Origin of the sequence: Pseudoclavibacter sp. Marseille-Q434, assembly GCF_050315415.1 — a bacterium.
Taxonomy (GTDB): Bacteria; Actinomycetota; Actinomycetes; order Actinomycetales; family Microbacteriaceae; genus Pseudoclavibacter.
Map to the genome: position 1 here is coordinate 1,398,611 of NZ_JBNPQH010000001.1, position 25,417 is coordinate 1,424,027.

26 protein-coding genes and 1 pseudogene are annotated in these 25,417 nt (G+C 69.1%); 7 read left to right on the forward strand and 20 right to left on the reverse strand.

Features of this window, described 5'->3' with window-relative positions:
- Positions 1 to 35: 35 nt before the first annotated feature.
- The 4 genes from moaA to ACQFZP_RS06760 are packed head-to-tail and all read right to left on the reverse strand — an operon-like array spanning position 36 to position 2,565.
- Positions 36 to 1,163 carry a GTP 3',8-cyclase MoaA gene (gene moaA, locus ACQFZP_RS06745; RefSeq protein ID WP_104311582.1) on the reverse strand — a complete coding sequence of 376 codons (1,128 nt, stop codon included), beginning with the start codon at positions 1,161 to 1,163 and terminating at the stop codon, positions 36 to 38.
- Positions 1,160 to 1,582: a molybdenum cofactor biosynthesis protein MoaE gene (locus tag ACQFZP_RS06750; RefSeq protein ID WP_104311581.1), complete on the reverse strand. Its 423-nt coding sequence runs from the start codon at positions 1,580 to 1,582 to the stop codon at positions 1,160 to 1,162. Before ACQFZP_RS06750 ends, moaA begins: the two co-directional genes overlap by 4 nt.
- The gene (locus tag ACQFZP_RS06755; protein ID WP_211890708.1) at positions 1,579 to 2,121 is read right to left on the reverse strand and encodes a MogA/MoaB family molybdenum cofactor biosynthesis protein; all 543 of its coding nucleotides are present in this window, start codon (positions 2,119 to 2,121) and stop codon (positions 1,579 to 1,581) included. The genes ACQFZP_RS06750 and ACQFZP_RS06755 overlap by 4 nt, the downstream gene beginning before the upstream one ends.
- A 39-nt stretch (positions 2,122 to 2,160) precedes the next feature.
- On the reverse strand, positions 2,161 to 2,565 hold the full coding sequence (locus ACQFZP_RS06760) for a DUF1304 domain-containing protein (RefSeq protein WP_211890709.1): 405 nt from the start codon (positions 2,563 to 2,565) through the stop codon (positions 2,161 to 2,163).
- A 55-nt stretch (positions 2,566 to 2,620) separates the two neighbouring features.
- Here ACQFZP_RS06760 and ACQFZP_RS06765 point away from each other — a divergent pair, with 55 nt between their 5' ends.
- The 3 genes from ACQFZP_RS06765 (at position 2,621) to ACQFZP_RS06775 (ending at position 4,138) form a co-directional block, all read left to right on the forward strand.
- On the forward strand, positions 2,621 to 3,181 hold the full coding sequence (locus tag ACQFZP_RS06765) for a TetR/AcrR family transcriptional regulator (protein ID WP_211890710.1): 561 nt from the start codon (positions 2,621 to 2,623) through the stop codon (positions 3,179 to 3,181).
- Positions 3,182 to 3,287: 106 nt separating this feature from the next.
- A complete protein-coding gene (locus ACQFZP_RS06770) occupies positions 3,288 to 3,656 on the forward strand; it encodes an ArsR/SmtB family transcription factor (protein ID WP_211890711.1) in 369 nt (122 codons plus the stop codon).
- A complete protein-coding gene (locus ACQFZP_RS06775) occupies positions 3,653 to 4,138 on the forward strand; it encodes an SRPBCC family protein (RefSeq protein WP_104311576.1) in 486 nt (161 codons plus the stop codon). Before ACQFZP_RS06770 ends, ACQFZP_RS06775 begins: the two co-directional genes overlap by 4 nt.
- A 139-nt stretch (positions 4,139 to 4,277) precedes the next feature.
- Here ACQFZP_RS06775 and ACQFZP_RS06780 read toward each other — a convergent pair whose 3' ends face one another.
- The 4 genes and pseudogenes from ACQFZP_RS06780 to ACQFZP_RS06795 all read right to left on the reverse strand — a co-directional run bounded on the left by ACQFZP_RS06780 (position 4,278) and on the right by ACQFZP_RS06795 (position 9,245).
- Complete coding sequence (locus ACQFZP_RS06780; RefSeq protein WP_179557015.1) at positions 4,278 to 5,567, reverse strand: glycosyltransferase; 1,290 nt, start codon at positions 5,565 to 5,567, stop codon at positions 4,278 to 4,280.
- A 196-nt stretch (positions 5,568 to 5,763) separates the two neighbouring features.
- Positions 5,764 to 7,842, reverse strand: a pseudogene (locus ACQFZP_RS06785) (glycoside hydrolase domain-containing protein); the annotation flags it as partial.
- 112 nt (positions 7,843 to 7,954) lie between these two features.
- Positions 7,955 to 8,854, reverse strand: coding sequence for an oxygenase MpaB family protein (locus tag ACQFZP_RS06790; RefSeq protein ID WP_211890712.1), 900 nt, complete (start codon positions 8,852 to 8,854; stop codon positions 7,955 to 7,957).
- The gene (locus tag ACQFZP_RS06795) at positions 8,838 to 9,245 is read right to left on the reverse strand and encodes a MarR family winged helix-turn-helix transcriptional regulator (protein WP_104252558.1); all 408 of its coding nucleotides are present in this window, start codon (positions 9,243 to 9,245) and stop codon (positions 8,838 to 8,840) included. Before ACQFZP_RS06795 ends, ACQFZP_RS06790 begins: the two co-directional genes overlap by 17 nt.
- Before the next feature lie 89 nt (positions 9,246 to 9,334).
- On the opposite strand from ACQFZP_RS06795, the gene ACQFZP_RS06800 reads away from it, so the two are divergent.
- A complete protein-coding gene (locus tag ACQFZP_RS06800; protein ID WP_179557017.1) occupies positions 9,335 to 10,261 on the forward strand; it encodes an SDR family NAD(P)-dependent oxidoreductase in 927 nt (308 codons plus the stop codon).
- Positions 10,262 to 10,273: 12 nt separating this feature from the next.
- Here the strand turns inward: ACQFZP_RS06800 and ACQFZP_RS06805 are convergent, their stop codons facing one another.
- Positions 10,274 to 10,987: an RraA family protein gene (locus tag ACQFZP_RS06805; protein ID WP_307852773.1), complete on the reverse strand. Its 714-nt coding sequence runs from the start codon at positions 10,985 to 10,987 to the stop codon at positions 10,274 to 10,276.
- Between the two features lie 107 nt (positions 10,988 to 11,094).
- On the opposite strand from ACQFZP_RS06805, the gene ACQFZP_RS06810 reads away from it, so the two are divergent.
- The gene (locus tag ACQFZP_RS06810) at positions 11,095 to 12,561 is read left to right on the forward strand and encodes an alanine--tRNA ligase-related protein (protein WP_211890713.1); all 1,467 of its coding nucleotides are present in this window, start codon (positions 11,095 to 11,097) and stop codon (positions 12,559 to 12,561) included.
- Positions 12,558 to 13,229 carry a hypothetical protein gene (locus ACQFZP_RS06815; RefSeq protein WP_146079098.1) on the forward strand — a complete coding sequence of 224 codons (672 nt, stop codon included), beginning with the start codon at positions 12,558 to 12,560 and terminating at the stop codon, positions 13,227 to 13,229. Before ACQFZP_RS06810 ends, ACQFZP_RS06815 begins: the two co-directional genes overlap by 4 nt.
- A gap of 57 nt (positions 13,230 to 13,286) precedes the next feature.
- Here the strand turns inward: ACQFZP_RS06815 and ACQFZP_RS06820 are convergent, their stop codons facing one another.
- The 6 genes from ACQFZP_RS06820 to ACQFZP_RS06845 all read right to left on the reverse strand — a co-directional run bounded on the left by ACQFZP_RS06820 (position 13,287) and on the right by ACQFZP_RS06845 (position 17,536).
- Complete coding sequence (locus tag ACQFZP_RS06820; RefSeq protein WP_211890714.1) at positions 13,287 to 13,949, reverse strand: PadR family transcriptional regulator; 663 nt, start codon at positions 13,947 to 13,949, stop codon at positions 13,287 to 13,289.
- A 117-nt stretch (positions 13,950 to 14,066) separates the two neighbouring features.
- A complete protein-coding gene (locus ACQFZP_RS06825) occupies positions 14,067 to 14,492 on the reverse strand; it encodes an NUDIX hydrolase (protein ID WP_211890715.1) in 426 nt (141 codons plus the stop codon).
- 70 nt (positions 14,493 to 14,562) lie between these two features.
- The gene (locus tag ACQFZP_RS06830; protein ID WP_211890716.1) at positions 14,563 to 16,053 is read right to left on the reverse strand and encodes a S1C family serine protease; all 1,491 of its coding nucleotides are present in this window, start codon (positions 16,051 to 16,053) and stop codon (positions 14,563 to 14,565) included.
- A gap of 69 nt (positions 16,054 to 16,122) precedes the next feature.
- On the reverse strand, positions 16,123 to 16,419 hold the full coding sequence (locus tag ACQFZP_RS06835; protein WP_104252551.1) for a hypothetical protein: 297 nt from the start codon (positions 16,417 to 16,419) through the stop codon (positions 16,123 to 16,125).
- Complete coding sequence (locus tag ACQFZP_RS06840; protein WP_104312637.1) at positions 16,416 to 16,991, reverse strand: hypothetical protein; 576 nt, start codon at positions 16,989 to 16,991, stop codon at positions 16,416 to 16,418. Before ACQFZP_RS06840 ends, ACQFZP_RS06835 begins: the two co-directional genes overlap by 4 nt.
- Positions 16,988 to 17,536, reverse strand: coding sequence for an RNA polymerase sigma factor (locus tag ACQFZP_RS06845; RefSeq protein ID WP_104252549.1), 549 nt, complete (start codon positions 17,534 to 17,536; stop codon positions 16,988 to 16,990). The genes ACQFZP_RS06840 and ACQFZP_RS06845 overlap by 4 nt, the downstream gene beginning before the upstream one ends.
- A gap of 230 nt (positions 17,537 to 17,766) precedes the next feature.
- On the opposite strand from ACQFZP_RS06845, the gene ACQFZP_RS06850 reads away from it, so the two are divergent.
- Positions 17,767 to 19,266 carry an APC family permease gene (locus ACQFZP_RS06850; protein ID WP_104312638.1) on the forward strand — a complete coding sequence of 500 codons (1,500 nt, stop codon included), beginning with the start codon at positions 17,767 to 17,769 and terminating at the stop codon, positions 19,264 to 19,266.
- 96 nt (positions 19,267 to 19,362) lie between these two features.
- Here ACQFZP_RS06850 and ACQFZP_RS06855 read toward each other — a convergent pair whose 3' ends face one another.
- The 5 genes from ACQFZP_RS06855 to ACQFZP_RS06875 form a co-directional block, all read right to left on the reverse strand.
- On the reverse strand, positions 19,363 to 20,814 hold the full coding sequence (locus tag ACQFZP_RS06855; protein ID WP_104312639.1) for a glyceraldehyde-3-phosphate dehydrogenase: 1,452 nt from the start codon (positions 20,812 to 20,814) through the stop codon (positions 19,363 to 19,365).
- A gap of 231 nt (positions 20,815 to 21,045) precedes the next feature.
- Positions 21,046 to 22,593: a ribosome biogenesis GTPase Der gene (gene der / locus ACQFZP_RS06860; protein WP_104252546.1), complete on the reverse strand. Its 1,548-nt coding sequence runs from the start codon at positions 22,591 to 22,593 to the stop codon at positions 21,046 to 21,048.
- On the reverse strand, positions 22,590 to 23,381 hold the full coding sequence (locus ACQFZP_RS06865) for a (d)CMP kinase (protein ID WP_104312650.1): 792 nt from the start codon (positions 23,379 to 23,381) through the stop codon (positions 22,590 to 22,592). Before ACQFZP_RS06865 ends, der begins: the two co-directional genes overlap by 4 nt.
- Positions 23,378 to 24,472: a prephenate dehydrogenase gene (locus ACQFZP_RS06870; protein WP_211890717.1), complete on the reverse strand. Its 1,095-nt coding sequence runs from the start codon at positions 24,470 to 24,472 to the stop codon at positions 23,378 to 23,380. Before ACQFZP_RS06870 ends, ACQFZP_RS06865 begins: the two co-directional genes overlap by 4 nt.
- Complete coding sequence (locus ACQFZP_RS06875) at positions 24,469 to 25,374, reverse strand: pseudouridine synthase (protein WP_179557190.1); 906 nt, start codon at positions 25,372 to 25,374, stop codon at positions 24,469 to 24,471. The genes ACQFZP_RS06870 and ACQFZP_RS06875 overlap by 4 nt, the downstream gene beginning before the upstream one ends.
- Positions 25,375 to 25,417: the final 43 nt, after the last annotated feature.

Here is a 25,417-nt window from a genome sequence, read left to right on the forward strand (position 1 = left end):
AGGCGCGGCGCGAACGGCCGACTGCGCGTCGCCCGCTAGCCGCCGATCGCGTTCATGCCGCGGGCAGGCTGCAGGAAGCTGGGGTCGTTGATGGCGTGCCCGGGCAGCTTGTTGTGGATGCACGAACGCAGCATCGCGTCGACCGCCAGTTCCGAGTCGGTCCAGTTCCCCGCCGCGTGGCGTGCTCGCGCGGCATCGTCGGCGTCGAGCGCGAAGCTCGGGTCCGCGCGGAGGATCGGCATGAGGTCGTACTCGCTCGTCGAGAACAGGCAGTTGCGGAGCTGCCCGTCAGCCGTGAGCCGCAGGCGGTCGCAGTTCCCGCAGAACGGCGCCGTGACGGAGGCGATGACACCGACCGTGTGCGGCCCGCCGTCGATGGTCCACCGTTCGGCCGGCGCACCGCCGCGTCCGGGGACCGGGGCGAGCTCGAATCTCGCGCCGAGGGCCTCGAGGATCTCCTCCCGGGTCACCATCTGCATGCGATCCCAGGTGTGGCCGGCGTCGAGCGGCATCTGCTCGATGAAGCGCATCTGCGCGTCGTGCTCCATGGCGAACTCCACGAGCTCCACGATCTCGTCATCGTTCACGCCGCGCATGGCGACGGCGTTGAGCTTGAGCGGGCGCAGCGACGACGCCTGCGCGGCGCGGATGCCGGCGAGCACCTCGTCGAGCTTGTCGCGCCGGGTGAGGGACGTGAAGCGGTCGCGTCGCAGGGTGTCGATGGACACGTTGAGACGGTCGAGACCCGCGTCGATGAGCTGCGGCAGCATCCGCGGCAGGAGGATGCCGTTGGTGGTCATCGCCACTTGCACGCGGCCGTTCGGCCCCTCGATCGCGGAGATGCGCCGCACGATGTCGGCGGCGTCGCGTCGAAGGAGCGGCTCCCCGCCGGTCAGTCGAAACGTCGTGATTCCGGATGCGGCGGCGAGCTGCGCGATGCGCACGATCTGGTCGGTCGTGAGGATGCTGTCCTTCTCGAGGAACTCGTTGCCTTCCGCCGGCATGCAGTACGTGCAGCGCAGGGAGCACTTGTCGGTCAGCGAGATGCGGAGGTCGCGGTGCACGCGCCCGTGCGTGTCGACAAGCGGGGCCCCGGGCGCAGCTGCGAGCTGCGGCTCCACGAGCCGTGGCCTGCGCGAGATCGTGACGGGCACTGCGCTCATGGCAGGCCGACCCAGGATGCGGCGCCGTCAGCCTCGTGCTGGTGCTTCCAGATCGGCACCTCGGACTTCACGTCTTCGACGAGGGCGCGGCTCACGTCGTAGGCCTCGCCGCGGTGGGCGCTCGAGACGCAGGCGATGAGTGCGATGTCGCCGACCTTCAGGTGCCCGATCCGGTGACTCACGGCGATTCGGACGCCGTCTTGAGCATGGGCCGTGACGAGCTCCTCGAGCACGCGCTCGGCGTCTGGGTGCGCGGTGTAGTCGAGCGAGACGACGCGGCCGGCGGCCTCCGGGTCGTGGTCTCGGATCTGCCCGACGAAGGTGACGACGGCGCCCGCTCGGGGGTCGTCGACGGCGGCGAGATGCTCGGCGAGCAGGAGCTCGTCGGTGGTCACGCGGGCGAGGGGGGTGCCGGTCACGAAGGGTGGTCTCCGCCACGCAGCTGGTCGAGGATGTGCGGGATGAGGGGCGCCAGCAGCGCCACGCCGTCGCGGGCCGCGCCAGGTGAGCCCGCGAGGTTCACGACGAGGCTCGGCGCTCCGCGGCCAGGTCGGTCGATGATGCCGGCGAGGCCCCGCGAGAGGACCGCCGTCGGCACCCGGTCGCGGGCTGTGGCCCTGAGCGCTTCAGCGATGCCGGGAAGCTCACGTGTGATCAGCGGCCAGGTGGCCTCCGGCGTCTCGTCGCGCGGCGAGAGCCCGGTGCCCCCGAGCGTGACGATGAGCTGCGCGCCAGCATCCGCTGCGTGCGCGATGGCGTCGCGCACGACGGTCGCACCGTCCGGGACGACCGAGAGGGCGACGGAGGTGTAGCCGTGCCTCGCGAGTGCGTCGACCGCCGCGGGACCGGAGAGGTCCTCGCGCTCGCCCCGAGCCGAGCGGTCGGAGACCGTGATGACGGCGATCGTCGCCTGCTGCTCTTCGTTCGATGCTTGCCGCTCGAGGGACGCTTCCTGCATGGGTCGAGCGTACCTGCTCGGCTCGCGGGGAAGCCCTGCTCAGGCCGCGAGCGCGCCGGTCGCTGCGGCGATGCCGAGGAGCACCACGGCGAGGAGGGGGAAGCTCCCCTGGATGCTGCCCGCGCGCAGCTTCGTGCGGTCGCTCGTGACGAGCACCAGGGCGGCGAGCAGCATGGACCCGGCGCCGGCGAAGATCAGCGTCGCCCCGATCGCTGGGTGACCTGCGACCGTGAGCACGACCCCCAGGCCGGCCATGGTCGCGAGGAACAGGTTGTAGAAGCCCTGGTTGAAGGCCAGCGACTTCGTGGTCTCGGCGACCTCGAGCGACGGGATGCCGAACGTTCTCCGAGTCGATTCGGCCGTCCATCGGAGGGATTCGAGGATGAAGATGTAGACGTGCACGAGGGCCGCGAGAGCGGCGAAGACGAGGGCGGCGACAAGCACGAGATGCTCCTAGATCGGTGTATTCTGAAACGAACGTTACAGTATCGGGGGCCAGATGGCACGCACGAAGAACTTCGAGCAGGATGACGCAACTCGAGGGGCGCGCACGCTCTTCTGGCGCCAAGGCTACGACTCTGCATCCATGAGCGACATCGAGGCCGCAACCGGCTTGAGTCGGTCGAGCATCTACAACACCTTCGGCAGCAAGCGAGGACTCTTCGACGCCGCCGTGCAGAGCTACCTCGACGACGTCGTGCATCCCTTGCTCGCGCCGCTGCTGGCCGAGCCCGTCTCCGCGTCCGCCCTCGATGACTACCTCGCGAGACTCTCGGCAGCCGTCGCCGCACAGGGTCAACGAGACGACGTGCGCGGCTGCCTCCTCCTCGCCACCGCCGCGAGCTCACTTGCACGAGACCCCGCGGTTCGCGACACCATCACCGACTATCGCGCGACACTCGAGCGGGCGATCCTCCGCGGCACCGCCGCACTTGGCCACCCCCGTGAGACCGGCGCCCTGGTGACGTCAGCGGTCGTCGGGGCGCTGACCATCGCGCGCGTCGACACCCGCGCGGCGACGGATGCACTCGAGGCCGCCCGCGCCGCCGTCCGCGCCTGATCCAGTGACCCCTCGGAGGTTCATCAACTCAGTGGTTGACAAGCGCGCAACCCGGTCGCAGACTTGGGCCATCAACCATCTGGTTGACAAAACACCCCGAGGAGCCATGGACCACGACGCGCTCTCCCCCGTCTTCGCCGCACTCGCCGACCCGACTCGACGAGACCTCATCGCCAGGCTCGCCGATGGCGACGCGACGGTCGGCGAGCTCGCCGCCCCCTACGACGTCTCCGTGCAGGCCATCTCGAAGCATCTCCGCGTTCTCGAGGATTCCGGACTGGTCTCCCGCACGAGCGACGCGGTCCGCGCTCCCCGCCACCTCGAAGCCGAGGTCCTCAGCCTGATGACCAAATGGATAGAGCGCTACCAGGCGACCGCCGAGACCAGATTCCGCCGACTCGACGCGCTCCTCGGATCCCAGACCGACCAGACCCCACCCACAGCAGCAGCACCCGAGAAAGGAACACCATCATGAGCACCACCTCAGCCAAGGACACCGTCGTCACCGTCGGCGAGGACCTCCCGAACATCACCGTCGTCCGCGAGTTCGACGCCACACCCGAGCGCGTCTTCTTCGCGTTCATCGACCCCGACCTCTTCACCAAATGGGTGGGCCCGCACGACGTCTCCACCAACATCGACCACTGGAACGCCGTCACGGGAGGCGCCTACCGCTGGGTGAACCTGCAGGGCGGCGAGGAGATCGCGAGGTTCTTCGGCTCGTTCCACGAGATCCGCGAGAACGAGCGCATCGTGCAGACGCAGACCTTCGAGATGATCCCGGACGGCGTCCTGCTCGAGACCATCACCTTCGAGGCACTCGAGGGCGGCCGCACGAGGGTCACGAGCACGAGCCTGCTCGAGTCCTTCCAGATGCGCGACGGCCTGGTCGCGAGCGGCATGGAGCACGGCGTGCGGGACGGCTACGAGAAGCTCGACGCGCTCCTCGCCGCGTGAACGGCCCTCCCGACGCGCACATCTGACGCCAGGCCCGGCCGGTTTGCGTGCTGAAAGCCCCGAGATCCAGCACCACGTGCCGGGTCCGGGGCTTTCATCACGCAAGCTGGTCAGGCGAGGAGGAGGCCAAGCGCGGTGCTCAGGCCGCGAGCGCCGCCCGGGGCAGCCGATCGAAGAGCTTGTCGAAGACGGCCAGCCGGTCGAACTGCAGTGCGTAGTCCCTCGCCTGGACGGCGAGCAGTCGGCGTTCGGCGGCGCTCGTCTCGAGCACGGCCGTGTTGAGCGCCTCTGCGATCGACGACGGACTGTTGACGGGCACGATGATGGCGTGGTCGCCGACGGCCTCCCCCACCCCTCCCGTGACGGTCGTGATGACGGGGCCTCCACCTGCGAGCATCTTCTCCGCGAGCGCGATCCCGAAGGTCTCGATGAACTCCGGGCGCGGCTTCGTCGGCAGCACGAACGCGGCGCAGCCCGCCATGAGGAAGGGCTTCTCCGCGTCGCCGACGTCTTCGAGGAAGTGGATGCGGTGGGCGAGCGGCGACGCGGCCCCGATGGCCTTGAGCTCCTCGGCCTGCGGCCCGCGCCCGGCGATGACGAGCTGGATGTCGGGGTCGTCGGCGACGCGGGACTGCTCGAAGCCCGCGATGAGGTCCTCGACGCCCTTCGCCTCGGTGAGGCGCGACAGGAACATGACGTAGCCGTCGCGCTTCAGCCCGCGCGCCTCGACGGCGGCGGTGATGTCGGTGTCCGCGAGGCCGACGTAGGCGCTCGAGTCGATGGCCGGGTAGGAGATCTCGATGCGGTCTTCGCACTGGGGCGCGTAGCGGGTGCCGTGCTGCGCGTCCACCTTCGCCGCCTCCCCCACGATGAGGTCGCGCGTGTACTCGGAGACGGCGACGCAGACGTCCTGCGACAGGTAGGCGGAGAGGATGTGGGCGGCGGCCCCGAGGCGGCCCTCCTCGACGGCGTGCTTGACGACGTTGGTGACGTCGGATCCGACCGCCTCGGCGATCGTCGTCACGTTGACGGGGAGGCCCGTCGAGCGTGCGACGGTGAGCGCCTCGGCCACGGCGAGCGTGTGCGGGCTGAGGTACAGCGACATGCACACGGTCGGGACTCCGTCGGTGAAGAGCTCGACGAGGCGCCCGATGAGGCCGGCGAGGTAGCGGCCGTCTGGCACCTTGTAGTCGCCGACGGGTGCTGGTCGGTCGACGAAGATGCCGTCGCTGTATGGCATGACGGTCTCGAGCGGCTTGAGCGGCAGCCCTGCCGCTTGGAGGCGCTCGATGGGCCAGGTGACGATGCGGACTTCGTCGAAGCCGCGCAAGCGTGCGGCTTCCGCGAGGTTGCGGGCTTCCACGGAGTGCCCGCAGATGACCGGATCGGCGCGGACGACGATCACGAGGCGGTTCTGGATCTTGTTCATGAGGGCCCTCCCGGGGTTGGTGTCGACGGCAGGCCGTCGGCGGTGGGTGGTGGGGTGAGGTGATGGGGGCGGATGCTGGGGCTGGGAACGAGGTGGGGAGGTCCTGCTCACGGGTTCCCCAGTCGCTCGGCTCGGGTCCGAGCTCGAGGTGCAGCTCCTGCGCGGCCATGAGCTCGCTCGGGGAGAGCCAGCTGCGAGCGAGTGGGCGCCCGTCGAGGTGGGCGCTCTGCACGTACTGCACTGGTCCGCCGTGGGTGGGCTCGCGGAAGCCTGTTGTGGTGATGCGGAAGCGCTCGCCGTAGACCGCGAGCGAGGACTCCGCGAAGGCTGGGGCGTTGACGAGGAAGCTCGCCTGGCCTGCGACGGGGAACAGCCCGAGCGAGGCCCAGACGTACCAGGAGCTGAGGCCGCCGGAGTCGTCGTTGCCGGGCAGGCCGCCCCGTCCCGTCGCATACTGCTGGGTGATGACGGCGTGCACGATCTCGGCGGTGCGGTCCGGTCGCCCCGCGTAGTGGTAGGCCCAGGGGGCCTCCATGTCCGGCTCGTTGTTGAGGCCCTCGAAGCGGCCGAGTGCGTAGCCGGCGGCGAGCTCCTCGATGCCAGGCGAGCGGCCCGGCTGCTTCACGTGCGGCGCGCCGTAGCCGAAGAACTCGTCGAGCTGGGCCACGAAGCCCTCCGGCCCGCCGCTCAGCTGCATCCGCCCCGCCATGTCGTGGAGGATGCGGAACGAGTAGTTGTGCTTGGAGCCCTCGTAGAAGTTCGAGTCGACGAGCAGGCCCGTCTCGGGGTCGAATGCCCCCTTCCACTGCCCTGCGCGCTTCTCGAGCTGCTGCACGAGCTGCAGGTCGCCGACGCGGGCGGCGACGCGGGCCGTGCACCAGTAGCCGAACGCGAGGTCGAGCGTGTGGGTGATGGGATGGGCGACGCCGCGCAGCAGGAACTCCTCGCCGTAGGTGCGCCGCAGGTCGTCGGCCATGTGCACGAGCGCCCAGTCCCAGTCGATGCCAGGCAGTCCGAGCTGGCAGAGGTCGGCGAGGAAGGTGTGCGCGAGCGCGCTGCCCTGCCTTGAGAAGCGGTCGCTGCCCTTGGCCATGCGGTAGCCGATGGGGAAGTTGCCTTCCTCCTCGCAGATGGTGAGGAGCGCGTTGGCGAGTTCGACGGCCTTGTCGGGGCGTAGCGCGGTGAGTAGGGGCAGCTGGGTGCGGTAGATGTCCCACATCGTCGAGAGGTCGAAGACGAAGGCGCCGTCGCTCGGCCAGAAGGGGCTCTCGTTGAGCGCGAACGATGGTTTCACGAACGAGTGGTAGAGGGCGGTCGAGAAGACCGTCTCGCGCTCGGTGGAGCCAGTGTCGACGTCGATCTCGTCGAGCAGGCTCTGCCAGTCGCGCTCGGTCTCGGCGAGCCGGTCGGCGAACCTGGCCTCCCCGTCGCCGCAGTCGTCTCTGAGGTTCTGCTCGGCCTGCTCGACGCCGCGGAGCGAGAAGCCGATGCGCACCTCGATGACCTGGCCTTCCTCGCTGGGACCCGCCCACATGAGGCCGAAGGGGCGCAGCGTGGTGGGGCGGATGTGGTCGAAGTCGAGGCGAGTGCCGCCCGGCATGAGGCGACGGTCGTGCCAGAGCAGCTGCCGCCACTGAGGCGTGTCGCACTCGATGTGCACGGCGAGCGGAGCGCCTTCGGCCACGATCTCGCCCGTCGCGACGCCCGGCCTGACCGTCTCGAGGTGGGCCCGCAGCGGCACCGTGGCTCCGTAGGGAATGGCGAGGCCTCCCAGGGAGAAGTCGATCACGACTCGCGCGCTCGCGTGCTTGGGGAACGTGTACCGGTGCACCGCGCTCTTGGGGCCGACGGTGATCTCGGCGCGGATCCCGTTGCCCAGCGTCGCCGCGTAGTAGCCGGGCGAGGCGTCCTCGTCGCCGAGCGACCAGGTGCGGCCGAGCACGTCGAGCGGCTCGGTCATCGGCGTCACGCGGAAGTAGTTGTAGTACTTGCGGATCGCGCCCGTGCCCGACTGCTGGAAGTGGGTGAAGCCAGAGGCGAGAGACCGGTCGTAGATCGTCTCCGGCACGCCCTCGAGGCTCAGGTCGTATCGGCCGTAGCCCGTCGGGTACGCGCCCGAGTAGGCGCAGGCCGACACCATGCCGAGCGGATAGGTGGCACCGGGATGCGTGTTGCCGATCTGCGGCTTCGGCCACCACCAGGTCGCGGCGAGGCCCGTCTGCGGCGGCAGCGCGGTGGGCTCTGTGCCGATGAACGGGTCTACTCGGGTGGTCATGCTGTGAGCCTGAAGGGGCCCTGCTACGGGCGTGTGGACGCCAGGTTACGTTCGCGCGTCGGGAGACTGTGCACGCCCTGGCCGAGGCGACGCCTGACGGATCCGAGACTGGTCAGACGAGCGGCCGACCGCGTCGGATGCGCCGGCGCACGTCAGCGAGGAGGAGCCGGTAGACGAGGCTGGACGCGGCGAGCGGCAGCGCTCGCTCGATGCGCACGAGCCGCGCCCGCTGGCGCACGAACCACGCCTCGTCCGCGGCAGTCCACCGCACCCGCAGCGCGCGGCGGAACTCGGGCGGCAGGAAGCCGATGGTGAGCCGCTGATGCCAGGCCCGCATCCGCTCGGGCAGCACCCCAGCCGCGAACCCGAGCCGTGCGACGTCGAGCAGGTAGGTGCGCACCTCGTCGTCGACGCGGAGCTTCGCGACCTCCGCGTTCCAGTACGCGTCGAACGCGACCAGGTTGCCGGGCCAGGCACTCGGCGGCATCTGCAGGGTCGTGCCGAACACCCGCCCCTCGAGGAGGAAGCGCTCCGCGGTCGCGGTCGGCTGCGGCCCCTCGACGAGGTCGAGCACGTCGCGCGAGCCGACGAACAGGCACGCGGCCACCCACTTCTGCAGGTCGACCCAGAGCGCCGAGTACTCCTCGGTCGCGCGAGGGTCGCGGTCGGAGCGGACCTGCGCGTGCTGGCGCGTGACCGCCCTGCGGTACGCGCGGCGTTCATCCGGCGTGCCGAGCACGGCCACCGCGAGGTAGCTCAGCGTTGTCCTGGTGCGCTTGATCGGACGCACGTCGAGCCGACCGCTGCGCACCCGGCTGTGCGCGACGCCCTGCCCCACGGCAGGGTTGGAGAGCTGCATGATGACGTTCGCCGCCCCCATGGTCAGGGCCAGCAGACGCGAACTGCGCGGGAGCTCGATGCAGACGAGGTCGTCGACAGACGCCGCCGTCCACCGCTCAGATGGGGCAGTACCCTCCGCTGCTCGAGCCCCGGTGTCAGAGGCCGTGCGCACTCAAGCTCTTCGCGATCGCCTTCAGTTCGGTGCTCGAGCAGCCAGCGAGTGGCGAGGCGCGCTTGAGCGCCGCGATCGCGAGCTTTCGAACGCGCTTGCCCTCGGCCGTCAGCGTGACCACGCGCGAGCGCCGGTCGTGCTCGCTCTCACGCCGCTCGACCAGGCCGCGGTCGACGAGCCGATCCGAGACGAAGGTCAGGTTCGACGCGTTGCAGTGCAGCTTCGTCGCGAGCTCTTTCATGGCGGGCGGCTCACGGTCGGGGTCGATCGCCCAGAGCGCCTGCGCGGTCGCGAAGGTCAATCCGAGCGCTTCGAGCTCCCGCTCAGCAGCCACATTGGTGCTCTGCGCGGTTTCGTAGACGGCACGCATCGCCCGTTCCAGCGAATCCATATTCAGTACCTTACGCCACGGAAATATTTCAGCAATCGAAGCGTTGTACTCTGAGTCTCGAAACGTTCGAGGCTTGAAGGAGTGTGACGATGAAGACCTTCGCCATCACCGGTGCCACGCAGGGTGTGGGCTACTTCGCCGCGGAAGAGCTCGCCCGCCGCGGCCACCACGTCGTCCTGCTGGGGCGCAGTGTCGAGAAGCTGAACAGAGCCCTCATCTCCATCACCGAGCAGGTGCCGGATGCGAGCACGAGCCGCATCCTCCTCGACCTGACCTCCAGTGAGTCCATCGCCAGCGCAGCCGCCTCCCTGAGCGCCCGCGAGCGCCTCGACGGGGTGCTGCTGAACGCCGCGCACGTCTCCCCCGGCGCGCACCGCGAGCAGGACTCCGAGGGTCGTGAGCTCACGATGTCGACGAACCACCTCGGGCACTTCGAACTGACCGCACAGCTCATGGACGCGCTCGTGGCCACGAAGCCCGCCCTCGACGGGGAGGCGCCGGAGAAGAGCCGCGTCGTCGCGGTCGGCAGCCTCGCGACGCGCATCTACCCCTTCGACCTCGAAGACTGGCAGAGCACCCACCTGTACGAGCCGAAGCGCGCCTACGCCGCGTCGAAGCACGCCCTCGAGATGTTCACGTTCGAACTCGACCGACGGCTGCAGGCCGCCGGGGCTCCCGCGGAAGCGCTCGTCGTCGACCCGGGCATCCCCGTCAACGGCGCGACGCCGCCACGCACAGGCGTCAGCGAGCCAACCGCGTGGCAGCGCTTCGCATCCCGCCTCGCCGGCCCGTTCGCCCATGGCAAGCACCGTGCGGCGGCCATTGCCGTGCACGCGCTCACGAGTGACGCCGTCGCCGGCGGCGACTACCTCGGCCCGGCACGCACCCTGCGCGGCACCCCCGTGAAGCTCGACAAGCCGGCGACGCAGCGCGACCGGGAGCGAGCGGCGCGCCTCTGGCACCTCAGCGAGGCGTCGACCTCCGCGACGTTTCGCCTGAGCGAGACGGTCAGCTGAGGCGCGGCCGCGTCACACCTCGACCGCTCCCCCGACCCGGCTCAGGTGCTCGCGCAGCGTGAGCGCGGGCTCGGCGCGGCGGGCCTGCACATAGGCGGAGAAGCGCACCTGGTCCCGGAGGCTCGTGCCGAGGCGGATGCGCGATGCCTGCGCGCGCTCGACGTCGCGGATCTGCAGGGCGTGCATGAGCACCTCGTTGGCACGATCCTCCGGCACGAAGAGCAGACCGTCCTCGTCGCCGAAGACGGTGTCGCGCGTGCGGATGGTGTGCTCTCCGAACTCGGCCGACGCGAACGTGTTGCGTCGCCGCTCGTCCAGCCGTCGGGGCCCAGCAGGCAGCGCGCCGAGACTGAAGACCGGGAGACGGATGCCGCGGATGTCGCGGGTGTCCCGGTGGAGCCCCCAGATGGCGATGCCGGCGAGACCAGCCGACTTGGCCTCGAGGACGACAAGATCACCCACGCAGCTCTCGTCAGAGCGTCCCTGGTTGTCGACGATGAGCACGTCCCCGGGATGCGCCCGCTCGATGACCTCGAGGAACACGTCGACGCTGCCGAAATGACGCACGGGCAGGCACCGACCAGCCAATCTCGTCGCCCGACCGGAAACGGCCGTCAGCCCCGGCGGGCCGCAACGCACCTCAACCCCGGCTCGGACGCATCCGTCGGCGATGTGCGCCGTCGAAAGCCCCGTCGCATCGGTCCACAATTGCGCGATCTCCTGCACAGACGACTCCCCTGAACCTCACTCGAGCACTCGTCTCCGAGTGCCTGAACGCCCCCACGTTCGGCGAGGTCACGATACGGCATGCGCAGGTGTGAAACACTCTGCACATGGACGCGCACGAGATTCGCAATGCCTACCTCGACTACCAGGAGCGACTCGGGCACGTCAGGATCGACCGAGCCCCGCTCATCCCCCGCGGAGACGGCTCGACGCTCTTCACGGGAAGCGGCATGCAGGCCCTCCTCCCCTACCTCCTCGGCGAGGACCACCCGGACGGCACACGCCTCACGGACAGTCAGCCGTGCGTGCGCGCGCAGGACATCGACGACGTGGGCGACAACCGCCACACGACCTTCTTCGAGATGCTCGGCAACTGGAGTCTCGGCGATTACTTCAAGGCCGAGCAGATCCCTGCCTTCCTCTCGTTCCTCGTCGACACGGTGGGCCTCGACCCGAACCGCCTGTACGTGACGGCCTTCATCGGCGACGAGGCTGCCGGCATCCCGCGCGACGACGAGGCGGCCAGCATCTGGCAGAAGGCCTTCGCGGAGCGCGGCATCGAAGCTGGCATCGTCGAGATGGGCAGCCAGGCCGACGGCGACGCACGCGGCGCGCAGCCCGGTGAGCGCATCTTCTTCTACGACGGCAGCGAGAACTGGTGGTCGCGCGGCGGATCGCTGCAGGCGACGCCCATCGGAGACCCCTGCGGACCAGACAGCGAGGTGTTCTACGACTTCGGACCCGAGCACCACGACCCGTCCTACGGTGCGGCGCACCCCGCGAGCGACAGCGGCCAGTTCATGGAGATCGGCAACCAGGTCTTCATGCAGTACCGGCGACAGGAGGACGGATCGTTCGTCGAGCTGGAGCGACGCAACGTCGACTTCGGCGGCGGCCTCGAGCGCATCGCGGCGGCGGCCATCCACTCCCCGGACGTGTTCCGCATCTCGCTCCTGCGCCCCATCGTCGAGCAGATCGAGCAGCTGAGCGGCGAGAGCTACGAAGCGCACACGCTGTCGATGCGCATCATCGCCGACCACCTCCGCGGCGCCACCTTCCTCGCCGTCGACGGTGTCGTGCCCTCGAACAAGGAGCAGGGCTACGTCATGCGGCGCCTCGTACGCCGCGCGATCCGCGAGGCGCTCATCCTGGGCATCTCGGACAACTTCTTCGCCGAGCTCGTTCCCACGATCGCCGACCTCTACGTTGACGACTACCCGGAGGTGCGCGAGCGCCGCGACCAGGTCGTCGCGGTGCTCGTCAAGGAGGAGCGCTCGTTCCGCCGCACCCTCAAGGGTGGCCTCAAGGCGCTCGCCGCCTACAAGGGCTCGACCCTCACCGGCGCTGATGTGTTCCTGCTCTCCGACACCCACGGGTTCCCCCGCGAGCTGAGCGTCGAGGAGGCGAAGCGCCAGGGCATCGAGGTCGACCCCGCCTGGGAGGCGGAGTTCCTCGCAGCGCTGGAGGAGCAGCGTGCTCGCTCGCGTGGCGCGACGAAGCTGGGCACCGCTGGCCTTCCGCACCAGGAGACAAAGGCTCAGCAGGAGTCGCAGGCCCCCAAGGACCAGGGATGATGTTCCGCTGGCGCCGGAAGTCTCGAACCTCCTCGACAAGTCAGCAGACGAAGCCGAAGAAGAAGGCCGGGCTGCCGCCCGTCATCTTCCCTGAGCTCTCCGAGGCGATCGACGACGGACTGCTGCTCGCGCTGCGCATCGTCAGGCTCGACGTGAAGAACGCCATCATCAAACGCACGGTCGGCGAGAAGGTGCCGTTCGCCGCAGCCGACTATCGCGAGGCCGCGAACGCGTCCCTCGACCGGGTTCTCAAGGAGCTCCGGTACTCGGCGGAGCGCGTGGCCGGTGTGCGCGACCGCGCGCGGCCTGGTCGCTCGCTGAGCGCGCACGACTACCGCCACGCAGACATCGAGACGCTGAGCTTCCGTGAGCGGGCGTCTCAGGCGGTGAGCGAGCGGATCGAGTCGGAACGCGAGGACGAGGCGTACGTGGACGGCCTCATCGAGCAGGCGCGAGCCGACGCGTGGGCCGAGATCTCCGCGCACATCGAGCATGAACTGCTCGACCCGTGGTCGAAGGGCAGTCCGCGGATGCAGCTGCCGACCTCGCCGGAGGACGACCCGGAGCGCGGTGAGCGCTTCGACGACCTCGAGAAGGAGCTGCGGAAGCTCGCTCGTGAGGCGAAGATCCAGGAGCGTCGCGACGCGAAGCAGCGCGAACGCTCCTGAGCCTCGTGCTCTGGCCCCGCGGGAGTGTCACCCCCGCGGTCGTGACCCGCACCCCGCCTACTTGGCGAGGATCGAGTAGAGGGCCTTGCGAGCGTCGTCGAGCACCTTGGTGGCTTCCTGCTGCTGCTCCTCGGTCGCGCCGAGGCGGAACTGCTGCATGACGCCCATGAACTGCATCGCGGACTCTCGCAGGCCGGTCGCCGTCTCCGACATACCGGCGACGCCGCGCCAGCCCTGCTCGAGCTCCTCGGCGTGCTCGGACACGTACGTGCGGCCAGCTTCGCTGAGCTCGAAGACCGGCTTCTTCTCGGTGCCGCCCTGCTCGATGAGCTCCTCGTCGACCAGCTGCTGCAGCGTCGGGTAGACGGAGCCGGGGCTCGGGCGCCAGACGCCGTCGGTCTTCTCGGCGATGCCCTTGATCAGGCCGTAGCCGTTCGAGGGCCCCTCGGCGAGCAGGGAGAGGATGGCGGCGCGGACGTCGCCCTTGCCAGCGCGGCGGTGGCCGCGTGGACCGAACTTGGGCCCGAAGCCGGGGCCGTGACCCGCGCCCGGCCCGAACCCGGGGCCGAAGCCTCGTCCGGGACCGAAGCCGTGCGAGAACCGTCGGACGCGCTCGTCCTGCTGGTGCTCCTGGCCGTAACCGTGACCGCGACCACCCTCGTGGGAGTGTCCCCGTTCGGTTTCGAACGGGTGGTGATTGTGAATGAAGTGCTTGCGCATTGGATGAACCTTTCTGCCGGAGCTGCACGCTGCAACTCCGATAGCTCGACGATATATCGGTGAATGATCGGTGTCAAGCGATATATCGGAGAATGTTCACCGCCGCGGGTTCCGCCCTCAGCCCCGCGCGTCCCGGCGCCTCCGAAGCTCGGGCATGACGCACTCACTGAGCAGGGGCGCAAGGTCCTGCAGGTCAGCATCCGGACCCGGGTACGCATCCACCCACCGCAGCTCCTCGATCTCGGCCCGCGCGTTCGGCGTGCCGGTGAGCGCAGCGAGGTAGACGGTCCCGACCAGGTCGGTCGCCGCCTCGTTGGCAGCCGCGGTCGTCCACTCGCCGAGGAAGGCGACCTCGGCATCGTCGAGCACGATGCCGACCTCCTCCTCGATCTCTCGGATCGCGGCGGCCTTGGGCGACTCCCCCGGCTCGAGCTTGCCGCCGGGAAGCATGAACTTCGTCGTCCCTCGCTTGCGAACCGTGAGCACCCGCCCCTCGGAGTCTTCGAAGCAGATGGCGGCGACGGTAAACACAGGAGCGGGCACGCACCAAGGATAGGTGCGTGCCCGCCGTCGTCGAGAGGATCTGCCGCGAGTCTGGTCCTGAGGCTGGGTCCTACTGCCCGAGCTCCCCCACCGTCACCTGGACGGTCTGCTCCTGGCCACCGCGCACGAGCACGGCCTCGACCTGCGTGCCGGGCTCGAGGGCGCGGATCTGCGCCGTCAGGTCCGTCGAGTTCGAGACTCGATGGCCACCGAAGGAGGTGATGACGTCACCGGCCTGAATGCCGGCCTGCGCCGCAGGTCCTCCCGCTGTGAGCTGGGCGACGTAGGCGCCCGCCACGCTCGAGTCGGCCGCCGTCGGGTCGCTCACGCTGGCACCAAGGAACCCGTGCGACACCGCACCGTCGGCGATGAGCTGCTCGGTCACCCGCTTGACGAGGTTCGACGGCAGCGAGAAGCCGACCCCGATGTTCCCGGCAGTCTCGCCGCCGCTGCTCGCGCCGGCGATCGCGACGTTGATGCCGATGAGGGCACCGTCCTGGTCGACGAGTGCGCCACCCGAGTTGCCCGGGTTGATGGCGGCGTCGGTCTGGATCACGGGCAGGGCGACCGAGGACGAGCCTTGCGTCGTGCTCTGCCCCTCTGGTGAGTTGGGGTCGCCGCGCCAGAAGTTGTACGGGCTGTCCTCCTGTGTGCCGTCGGACTCGACGTCCTCGGGCACCGCGGAGGAGCTGACCAGGATGCCGCGGTCGAGCGCGCTCACGACGCCCTCGGTCACGGAGTCGGAGAGTCCGAGGGGCGCGCCGATGGCGACAGCGACGTCCCCGACATTGAGCTTGTCGGAGTCGCCGAAGGTGATCGGCGTCAGGGACGTGTCCTCGACCTTGATGATCGCGAGGTCGAGCACGGGGTCTCCGGCGACGAAGGTCGCAGGCAGCAGGCGACCGTCGCTGGTCTGGACGGAGAGCTCAGCGTTGCCGGTGGCGCCGTCGATCGTCGCGACGTGGTTGTTGGTCACGATGTAGCCGGCACCGTCGATGACGACGCCCGAGCCGCTCGCGGCCGTCTGGCCGGAGGAGGCCGAGATCGTGACGACGCTCGGCGAGGCCACAGCCGCGATGCTCGTGACGAGCGTTGCATCCTGCGGGTTGTTGACCGTGATCGACTGCGAGCTCGACTGGCCCGCGGCGACCTGCGACGAGCCGAAGCCCCCGACGACCGCACCTCCGACGCCACCGCCGACGACGCCGCCGACGAGGAGACCCGCGGTGAGGAGCGCGACCGTGCCGAAACGGCGCTTTCGCGGCTGGAGGTCAGGGCCGACTGCAGGGCTGGCTGCAGGGCCGAAGCCGCTCGACGCGAAGTCTGCAGTCGGGTACTGGTGGCTCCGCGAGTCAGACGAGGCGTAGCCACCCGAAACAGACCCACCTGGAACGTACTGGCCCGGCTGATACTGGCCGGACCCCGACGAGTACTGGGGCGCGAACGAGTGCGCCTGCTGGCCGGCTGGCGCCTGAGGGGCGAAGGGCTGCTGGGGGAAGGACTCGGGGTACGACGTTGCGCCGTCCTGCGGGGAGTTCTCCGGGGTGAAGGGGGTGGACATGTGTGGTTCCTTTCGACACCACTGAGCATCCAACCCGGGGCTATGGCATTGCTATGCCGCAGCTGTGGCTCAGCTTCGACCCGCGATGGCGTGCACCCGCACACGCACCCGCACGGTCGATCCGACCGGGAGCACCGTCAGAGCAGCCGCCTTGATCCGCGTCGCGAGCCCTTCCACGATGCGCCCCTGCGGGCCCGACGAGTCGACGCGCACGCGCACCGTGATCGAGACGACACCGTCTGCAGTGCCGACATCCACGTGCAGTGATCCCAGGTGGATGCCGATGATGGGCAGCAGCTCCACAACGCCAGGGGTTCCGAGGGCCGCACCCTCGACCACCTCGGCGACGCGCTCACGGTCGATCATTCGACGCTCCTCACATCTGCGATGACGATATCGATGCCCGTGACCCGCAGCGTCGTGTCGAGTGCAAGCGCCTCCGCGATCGCATCCCGCACCTCGTCGGCGAGCGGATGCAGCGGGCGCAGCCCGAGCACCGTCACCGAGACGGTGACGTGCACCGGCGCTCCCGGCGTGGTCACGTCGCCGTCCAGCACGCACCGTCCGATCAGCACGCCGTCGATGGCGTCGCCAGTCCGGCGGATGAGCTCGCGGATGACACCCTCGCTCTGCGAGAACTCGAACTCGGGTTCCGGCGAGGCGAGCGGGATCTCGCGGCCCGCGCGTGCATCCATCGCGATGCCGCGCAGCATGGACTGCAGCCAGGCGCTGCTCGGTGCGGGCGTGGCCGCGGACTCCGCCTCGATGAGGTCATGGGACGCCCTCGTCACGCGCTCGAGTGCCGCGAGCGCCCGCTCGCACTCAGGGTCTTCCTCGATGTCGGCGTTGTACGGCAGACGACCGGCGTCCAGGTACTCCGAGAGCTGCGTCAGGGTGTACCCCGCGGCGCCGATGGTCGGCTCGACTTCTTCGCTCATGCCCATTCCTCCATGCCCCGCAGCAGCGCGATCCGGGCCCGAGAGAGGGCCCCACGCACCGTCGATGTGTTCGTGTCGAGCTGTTCGGCGATCTCCGCGTACGTGAACCCGGCGGTCTCCTTGAGGATCCAGCACTGTCGCTGCAGCTCGGGGAGGCCCGCGAGCACCCGGGACGCCGAATCGAGCTTCGCGTTCAGCTCGAGCTGCGCGAGCGGACCGAGCTCCGGGGCCTCCGGGGCGTCCACGTCGTCGATGTCCTGCTCGAACTTCCGCCTCCTGAGGCGATCGGTCGCCTTGCGTGCCGCGATCTGCACGAGCCACGCGCGCACGGCATCCGGGTCGCGGAGGAGGTCGAGGCGCTTCCAGGCGACGATGCAGGCGTCCTGCACCGCGTCCTCGGCGTCAGCGCGCGACGACAGCAGCCTGATGGCGGTCGCGATCATGAGTCCCCAATGCCGGCGGATGAGCACCTCGAACGCACGCTCGTCACCGTCTCTAGCGCGGGCGACGAGCAGCGCATCCGGCGCATCTGCGAGGTCAGGCACGCTTCCTCCTTCGCGACGTTCGGAACTGGCTGGTCCTGCCGGGCAACCCTAGGGCATGCAGACCCGGCACTCCCTGCCAATGAGCGGGTTCACCACCACGTGGGGATCGACGCAACTTCTCCCCCGGCAATCGCCATCGTGTTTCCGGCAGGTAAACTCCACACGCGCGCGGGTGCCCGCGCGCGGAGAGAACACACTGGGGGAACACCTTGAGCTTTTTCCAAAGCCTGATGCGAACGAAGAGCATCGAGGCCTCACTCGCGGACTCGCACTCCGAGGAACGGTCGCTCAAGCGGTCCCTCGGAGTGTGGGACCTCGCCATCATGGGCGTCGCCGTCGCCGTCGGCGCCGGCATCTTCTCCGTCGGAGCGAAGGCGGCCGCCAACAACGCCGGCCCGTCCATCACCCTCGGATTCCTGCTCGCCGCCGTGACCTGCGGCCTCGCGATCATGGCCTACGCGGAGTTCGCCTCGTCCGTGCCCGTGGCCGGTTCCGCCTACACCTTCACCTACGCGACGCTCGGCGAGCTCCTGGCCTGGATCATCGGCTGGGACCTCATCCTCGAGATGCTGTCAGCATCCGCCGTCATCGCGAGCTACTGGGGCGTCTACCTGCAGGAGGTCGTCAACATCTGGGGCTGGGACATCCCGCCCAAGCTCAGCATCTTCGGCCTGTTCGAGCTGAACTGGGCCGCCTTCTTCATCGTGGCCGTCCTCACGACGCTGCTCGTGCTCGGCACGAAGCTCTCATCACGCGTCAGCGCGGTCCTGACGATCCTCAAGGTCCTGACCGTGCTGTTCGTCATCGTCGTCGGCGCGTTCTTCGTGAAGGCCAGCAACTACACACCGTTCATCCCGCCGTCGCAGCCTGCGGCCGAGTCGGGCACGGATGCCTGGCACCAGTCGCTCTTCTCGTTCATGTCCGGCGCTGAGCCGAGCATGTACGGCGTCTTCGGGCTCCTCGCCGGCGCATCCATCGTCTTCTTCGCGTTCATCGGCTTCGACGTCGTCGCGACGAGCGCGGAGGAAGTCAAGAACCCGAAGAAGAACCTGCCCCGCGGCATCTTCCTCGGCCTCGGCATCGTGACGGTGCTCTACCTCTCGGTGAGCCTCGTCATCACCGGCATGGTCTCCTACAAGGACCTCGCCGCCGCCGAGACCCCGTCGCTGGCGACCGCGTTTGTCCTCGTCGGCGCCGACTGGGCGGCGCAGATCATCTCCATCAGCATCCTGCTCGGCTTCACGACCGTCATCCTCGTGCTGCTCATGGGCCTCGCCCGCGTGCTGTTCTCCATGAGCCGCGACGGCCTGCTGCCGCGTTCGTGGAGCATCACGAGCGAGAAGCGCAAGACCCCCATCCGTCTGCAGATCGGCGTCGGCATCGCCGTCGCGCTTCTCGCCGGCCTCACGAACGTCGACTGGCTTGAGGAGATGATCAACATCGGCACGCTCTCCGCGTTCGTGCTGGTGAGCCTGTCCATCCTCGTGCTCCGCAAGAAGTACCCGAACCGCGAGCTCGCCTACCGCATGCCGTGGTCGCCGTTCCTGCCGATCCTGTCGGCCGTGCTCTGCTTCTGGCTCATGCTCAACCTGTCGACGCTCACCTGGCTCCGCTTCGCCATCTGGCTGGCCATCGGCCTCGCCATCTACTTCCTCTACAGCCGCCGCAACTCGCGGCTTGGCAAGGAGCGCGCCTCCTACACCGAGATCCTCGGCGCCGAGCTCAAGTAGTCCAGCGACGAGATACCCCGAAGGGTCGTCATCCGCACAGGATGGCGACCCTTCGGGGTATCTGGCGCACCACGCGACGGCGCAGCGGCGCCGGGCCTAGAGCTGTGAGACTTCCCTGCGGTGCGGCACGATGGGCGGCTGGACGCCACCGAGCTGCTCGATGATGCGCACCACCTGGGTCGAGTAGCCGAACTCGTTGTCGTACCAGACGTAGAGCACGAGGTTCTTGCCCTCGGCGATCGTCGCGAGGCCATCCACGATACCGGCGCGCGTCGTGCCGACGAAGTCGGTGGAGACGACCTCGCTCGACTCGATGTAGTCGATCTGCTGGCGGAGCACCGAGCTGAGCGACACCTGGCGCAGGAAGTCGTTGACCTCGCCGCGGGTCGTCGGGCGCTCGAGCGTGAGGTTGAGCACGGCCATGGAGACGTCCGGCGTGGGAACGCGGATGGCGTTGCCCGTGAGCTTGCCCTCGAAGTGCGGCAGCGCCTTCGCGACGGCCTTCGCCGCACCGGTCTCGGTGATCACCATGTTGAGTCCGGCGGCCCGACCACGACGGTCGCCCTTGTGGAAGTTGTCGATGAGGTTCTGATCGTTGGTGAACGAGTGCACCGTCTCGACGTGACCGTGCACGACCCCGTAGCGCTCGTCGATCACCTTGAGCACCGGCGTGATGGCGTTGGTCGTGCACGAGGCGGCCGACAGGATGCGATCGTCGTCGGTGATGCCGGCGTTGTTGATGCCGTAGACGATGTTCTTCAGCTGCCCCTTGCCGGGCGCCGTGAGCAGCACTCGACGCACTCCGGGGCTCTGCAGGTGCTGCGCGAGACCGTCGGCGTCGCGCCAGCGTCCCGTGTTGTCGACCACGATCGCGTCGCGGATGCCGTACGACTCGTAGTCGACAGTCGCGGGGTCGTTCGAGTAGATGACCTGGATGACCGTGCCGTTGGCCTGGATCGTCGAAGCGGCCTGGTCGACCGAGATGGAGCCGGCGAACGCGCCGTGCACCGAGTCGCGGCGCAGCAGGCTCGCACGCTTCTCGAGGTCGTTGTCACTCCCCTTGCGGACGACGATGGCGCGCAGGCGCAGCCCCCGTCCCGTGCCGGCGTGCGAGATGATGATGCGCGCCAGGAGGCGGCCGATGCGGCCGAAGCCGTAGAGCACGACGTCGGCGCCCGAGTCCGGAGAGCCGGTTCCGATGACTTCGAGGAGCTGGTTCGCGAGGAACGTGTCGAGGTCCTCACCCTGTGCCGCGAAGCGCGTCGCCAGCTCGCCGAGGTCGATGGAGGCGGTGCCGAGATCGAACTCCTGCAGCCGCTCGAGGATCGGCAGCGTCGCGTCCAGCGACAGCTCGACGTCGTTGATGCGGCGGGCGAAGCGGTGCGCCTTGATGATGTCGATCGCGGAGAGGTTGATGAGGCGGTGACCGTAGATGGAGGTCACGACGTTCCGCGTGCGGTACAGGTTCCCGATGAGCGGGATCATCCGCTCGGCGATGCCGACTTTCTCCAGCCACTCGTGCTGCGTCTGCTCGGACTTTTCCATCATCGAATGGGACCCCTCAACGTCGAAAGTTCTCGCCTGAACGCCAGGCACAGACAAAATCCTACGGTTCTGCGTCCTGCACCAGGCCCGAATCGGCGGCATGGAGCGCCGAGGTATTCACGATGAGAGAAATTCTGGCGTTTTTGACAGACAGGATCTGCCACGCGAAAGGGGCCAGCCCCGCCGACCCGACCGGGTCGAACTGGACTGGCCCCATCGAGCTCGAGGGCCCGATCAGCTGCGCTTGGCCCGCTTCTCGCGAACACGCATGTTCGTGATGATGGGCGACCCCTCGAAGCCGTACACCTCGCGCAGGCGACGCTGGATGAAGCGACGGTAACCCGGGTCGAGGAAGCCGGTCGTGAAGAGCACGAATGTCGGCGGGCGCGTCTGCGCCTGCGTGCCGAACAGGATGCGCGGCTGCTTTCCGCCTCGGAGCGGGTGCGGGAACTCGGCCGTGAGCTCGGCCAGGAACGCGTTGAACTTGCCGGTCGGGATGCGCGTGTCCCACGAGTCGAGGGCGAGCTCGAGCGCTGGCACGAGCTTCTCGAGGTGGCGCCCCGTCTTCGCGGAGATGTTGACGCGCGGCGCCCAGGCGACGTGGGCGAGGTCCCGCTCGACCTCACGTTCGAGCTGCCAGCGGCGTTCGTCGTCGAGCATGTCCCACTTGTTGAACGCGAGCACCAGCGCGCGGCCGGACTCGAGGACGAGGTCGATGATGCGCAGATCCTGCACGTTGACGGCCTCGGTCACGTCGAGGACCACGACGGCGACCTCGGCCTTCTCAAGAGCTGCCGTCGTTCGCAGCGAGGCGTAGAAGTCGGCGCCCTGCTGCAGGTGCACGCGGCGGCGGATGCCGGCCGTGTCGACGAAGCGCCAGATCTTGCCACCCAGCTCGACCTGCTCGTCGACGGGGTCGCGCGTCGTGCCAGCGAGCGAGTTGACGACGACGCGTTCCTCGCCCGCGGCCTTGTTCAGGAGGCTTGACTTGCCGACGTTCGGGCGCCCCAGGATGGCGACGCGGCGGGGTCCGCCGATCTCCTCCTTCGCGACCTTCGAGACCTCGGGGAGGATCTCGATGACCTTGTCGAGGAGGTCCGCGACGCCGCGGCCGTGCACGGCGGAGACCGGCCACGGCTCACCGAGGCCGAGGCTCCACAGCTGCGCTGCGTTCGGCTCCTGCACGGCGTCGTCGACCTTGTTCGCGACCAGGATGACGGGCCGGTCGGTGCGGCGGAGCAGCTTCACGACGTGCTCATCGGTCGCGGTCGGGCCGACGTTCGCGTCGACGACGAACAGGACCGCGTCAGCGAGCTCGACGGCGATCTCGGCCTGCTGAGCGACGGAGAGGTCGATGCCCTTGGCGTCCGGCTCCCACCCGCCGGTGTCGACGATCGTGTACCAGCGGTTGTTCCACTCGGCCTTGTACGAGACGCGGTCGCGCGTGACACCGGGGGTGTCCTCGACGACTGCCTCGCGGCGGCCGATGATGCGGTTGACCAGTGCGCTCTTGCCCACGTTCGGGCGTCCTACGACTGCGAGCACGGGGAGCGCGGGCAGGTAGGTGATGGCGTCGCCGTCCTCGGAGGCGCCGAGCAGCACCTCGAGGTCGTCTTCCTCGAGCTCGTAGTCGTCGAGGCTCTGGCGCAGCGCCTGGGTGCGCTTCTCCACGACCGTGTCGTCGAGCTCCTCGAGGCGCGCGACGAGCTCTTCGCCGCCTGCTGGGTCGAACTCCTCGGAGGCGTCGGTCGCCTCGTCGTTCCGTCCTTGGTCGTCAGTCATCGTGACTCCTTCGTGTTGTCGTGTCTGACAGCGCTTGGGGCGGCTGCCAGCGACGGTGCTGTCGTCTGGTGCGGACCTGGTGTCGCCGAGGCGACGATCCGCAGGAATTCCTCGACGGACTGCTCGAAGTCGAGCCTTGTCGTGTCGAGCACCGTGACGCCGTCGGCGGCTTCGGTGAAGTTGGTGACCTTGGCGTCGCGGGCGTCGCGCGCTGACACGGACTCCGCAACGGCGGCGACGGTCTCGCCGACCTTCTCGCCCGCCCTGCGCGCGATGCGCACGGCCTCGTCGGCGGTCATGAGGATGCGCGCAGGGGCATCCGCGGCCACGACCGTCGTGATGTCCCGACCCTCGGCGATGATGCCTGGGCTCGTGGTGCCGGCCATGGTGCTCCGGAAGAGCGCCGTGAGGGCCTCGCGGGCAGCAGGCACGCGGGAGACCCGCCAGACCTCGCCGGAGATGGCGGTGTCGCGGATGAGCTCCGTGACGTCGCTCTCGCCGACGCGAACCCAGCGTTCGTCCGGGCTCTCCGAGATGCGGTACCGGTCGATGAAGCTCGGGAGCAGTGCCGCGACGGCGTCGACGTCGTCGAGGTCGCATCCGCTGTCGATCGCGAACCAGGTGAGCGCGCGGTACGCGGCACCTGTGTCGAGGTAGCCGAAGCCGAGGCGTCGCGCGCTCTCACGGCAGACGCTCGACTTGCCGGAGCCTGCCGGCCCGTCGACGGCGACGACGACGGGCGTGCCAGCGGCGAGGGCGTCGTGGCTGATCGGGGTGGTCTCGGTCATGCGGCGATCCTCCATCCGCGCTGTTCGAGCTCGTCGACGAGCTTCGCGGTTGCCGAGGGGACGACGGAGATGACGACGAGGCCGACGTTGGAGGCCTGAGCGTGCTCCATGCGGAAGTCCTCGACGTTGACCTGGGCGTCGCCCACGTCGCCCATGAGCTTCGCGAGCTGGCCTGGCTTGTCGTCGATCATGACCGTGACGGAGTCGAACTCACGCCTCGAGGAGCCGTGCTTGCCTGGCAGCCGCGCGACGCCGGCGTTGCCGGTCGCGAGCTGCTCGGCGATGATGCGGCCCGAGCCGCGCTCGTGGCTGTGCTCGAGTGCGCTGGCGACCTTGTCGAGGTCTGCCTGCAGCTTGCGGAGCACAGCAGCGGTCGGGGCGGCGTTCGCGGTGAGGATCTGCGTCCACAGCACGGGGTCGCTGGATGCGATGCGCGTGAGGTCCCGCAGGCCTTGGCCCGCGAGCGCCGTGGCCCCGTCCTCGTCGTCGACGAGACGCGAGGCGAGCAGCGTGGAGACGAGCTGGGGAACGTGCGAGATGAGCGCGACGGCCCGGTCGTGATCGTCCGCGGTCATGGTGACGGGAGTGGCGCCGACGTCGAGGGCGAGCCCCTCGATCTCCTGCAACGCGAAGACGCTGGTCTGCTCGTGGTGCGCGATGACCCAGGGGCGGCCGACGAAGAGGTCTGCACGGCCCGAGAGCGGCCCGCCCGTCTCGCGCCCGGCCATGGGGTGCGACCCGAGGTAGCGGCTGATGTCGGCGCCTCGGGCGACGAGCTCTGCGAGCGGCGCCGACTTCACGCTCGCGACGTCGGTCACGATGGCGTCGGGCCAGCGTTCGAGTTCCGCGGCCACGACCTGGCCGGTCACGTCAGGGGGCACGCAGACGACGACGATCCGCGGGGCTTCTCCCCCGGCGGCGTCAGCGGCCAGGGTCCCCGCCCCGTAGTCGACGGCGAGCTGGAGCACCGAAGGTGAGATGTCGTCGAGCTGGACGTCGACGCCGAGCCTGCGCAGGGCGTGCCCGACGCTGGTGCCGAGCAGCCCGGCACCGACCACCCGTACCGGGGAGTTGGTTCGAGTTGGCGTCATCGACGACCTTTCGATCTGGTGGGCGGCGCCTGCCGCGGGCCGCGGCCCTGCTTGGGCTCGCGGGCCGGCTCTGCCGCCTGGGTGAGGGAGCCGCCGTCGCGCTGCTCCCCGGCTCGCCGGGCGAGCTTCAGGATGCGGCCGAGTTCCAGTGTAGTGAACTCGCGCATCTCGCCTTCGCGGAGTGTGCCGAGGTTCAGCGGGCCGAAGCTGCGGCGGACGAGCGCGGTGACGGGGTGGCCGACCTCCTCGAGCATGCGACGCACGATCCGGTTGCGGCCGGAATGCAGCACGATCTCGACAAGCGAGGCGGTGCGGCTGGGCTGGTCGGCGAGGAGCCTCGCGCTGTCGGCCTTGATGAAGCCGTCCTCGAGCTCGAAGCCCTGGCGGAGGCGCTGCAGGGCCTTCGCGGAGACCCGCCCGTCGACGCGTGCGATGTACGTCTTCTCGACACCGAAGGACGGGTGCGCGAGCACGTGCGCGAGCTCACCGTCGTTGGTGAGGATGAGCAGGCCGCTCGTGTCGACGTCGAGCCTGCCGACGTTGTAGACCCGCTCGCTGAACTCCCTCGTGAACTCGCGGAGGTCGGGGCGTCCCTGCTCATCGCGCATCGTGGAGACGACGCCGGTCGGCTTGTTGAGCACGACGTAGCGCTTGCTCGGGTCCAGCTGGATGGGCGTGCCGTCGACGGCGACCTCGTCGCGGTCCGGGAAGATGCGGCTGCCGAGCTCGGTCACGACGACGCCGTTGACCTCGATACGACCCTGCGTGATGTACTGCTCGCACACGCGACGCGAGGCGACGCCGGCCGCGGCGAGGGCCTTCTGCAGGCGCACGCCGTCGCTCCGCTCCGGCGCCGGTTCGGCTTCACGCCCCGCGAGCGGGATGTCGTCGAAGTCGTCCATCGAGTAGCCGCCCTCGGGGCGAGCCTGCGCCGCCTGGCGGAGT

Coding starts and splice junctions, on each gene's coding strand:
- moaA (WP_104311582.1), bottom strand. CDS start 1,163: ATGAGCGCAGTGCCCGTCACGATCTCGCGCAGGCCACGGCTCGTGGAG.
- ACQFZP_RS06755 (WP_211890708.1), bottom strand. CDS start 2,121: ATGCAGGAAGCGTCCCTCGAGCGGCAAGCATCGAACGAAGAGCAGCAG.
- ACQFZP_RS06765 (WP_211890710.1), top strand. CDS start 2,621: ATGGCACGCACGAAGAACTTCGAGCAGGATGACGCAACTCGAGGGGCG.
- ACQFZP_RS06770 (WP_211890711.1), top strand. CDS start 3,288: ATGGACCACGACGCGCTCTCCCCCGTCTTCGCCGCACTCGCCGACCCG.
- ACQFZP_RS06775 (WP_104311576.1), top strand. CDS start 3,653: ATGAGCACCACCTCAGCCAAGGACACCGTCGTCACCGTCGGCGAGGAC.
- ACQFZP_RS06780 (WP_179557015.1), bottom strand. CDS start 5,567: ATGAACAAGATCCAGAACCGCCTCGTGATCGTCGTCCGCGCCGATCCG.
- ACQFZP_RS06795 (WP_104252558.1), bottom strand. CDS start 9,245: ATGGATTCGCTGGAACGGGCGATGCGTGCCGTCTACGAAACCGCGCAG.
- ACQFZP_RS06800 (WP_179557017.1), top strand. CDS start 9,335: ATGAAGACCTTCGCCATCACCGGTGCCACGCAGGGTGTGGGCTACTTC.
- ACQFZP_RS06810 (WP_211890713.1), top strand. CDS start 11,095: ATGGACGCGCACGAGATTCGCAATGCCTACCTCGACTACCAGGAGCGA.
- ACQFZP_RS06815 (WP_146079098.1), top strand. CDS start 12,558: ATGATGTTCCGCTGGCGCCGGAAGTCTCGAACCTCCTCGACAAGTCAG.
- ACQFZP_RS06820 (WP_211890714.1), bottom strand. CDS start 13,949: ATGCGCAAGCACTTCATTCACAATCACCACCCGTTCGAAACCGAACGG.
- ACQFZP_RS06830 (WP_211890716.1), bottom strand. CDS start 16,053: ATGTCCACCCCCTTCACCCCGGAGAACTCCCCGCAGGACGGCGCAACG.
- ACQFZP_RS06835 (WP_104252551.1), bottom strand. CDS start 16,419: ATGATCGACCGTGAGCGCGTCGCCGAGGTGGTCGAGGGTGCGGCCCTC.
- ACQFZP_RS06840 (WP_104312637.1), bottom strand. CDS start 16,991: ATGAGCGAAGAAGTCGAGCCGACCATCGGCGCCGCGGGGTACACCCTG.
- ACQFZP_RS06850 (WP_104312638.1), top strand. CDS start 17,767: ATGCGAACGAAGAGCATCGAGGCCTCACTCGCGGACTCGCACTCCGAG.
- ACQFZP_RS06855 (WP_104312639.1), bottom strand. CDS start 20,814: ATGATGGAAAAGTCCGAGCAGACGCAGCACGAGTGGCTGGAGAAAGTC.
- der (WP_104252546.1), bottom strand. CDS start 22,593: ATGACTGACGACCAAGGACGGAACGACGAGGCGACCGACGCCTCCGAG.
- ACQFZP_RS06865 (WP_104312650.1), bottom strand. CDS start 23,381: ATGACCGAGACCACCCCGATCAGCCACGACGCCCTCGCCGCTGGCACG.
- ACQFZP_RS06870 (WP_211890717.1), bottom strand. CDS start 24,472: ATGACGCCAACTCGAACCAACTCCCCGGTACGGGTGGTCGGTGCCGGG.
- ACQFZP_RS06875 (WP_179557190.1), bottom strand. CDS start 25,374: ATGGACGACTTCGACGACATCCCGCTCGCGGGGCGTGAAGCCGAACCG.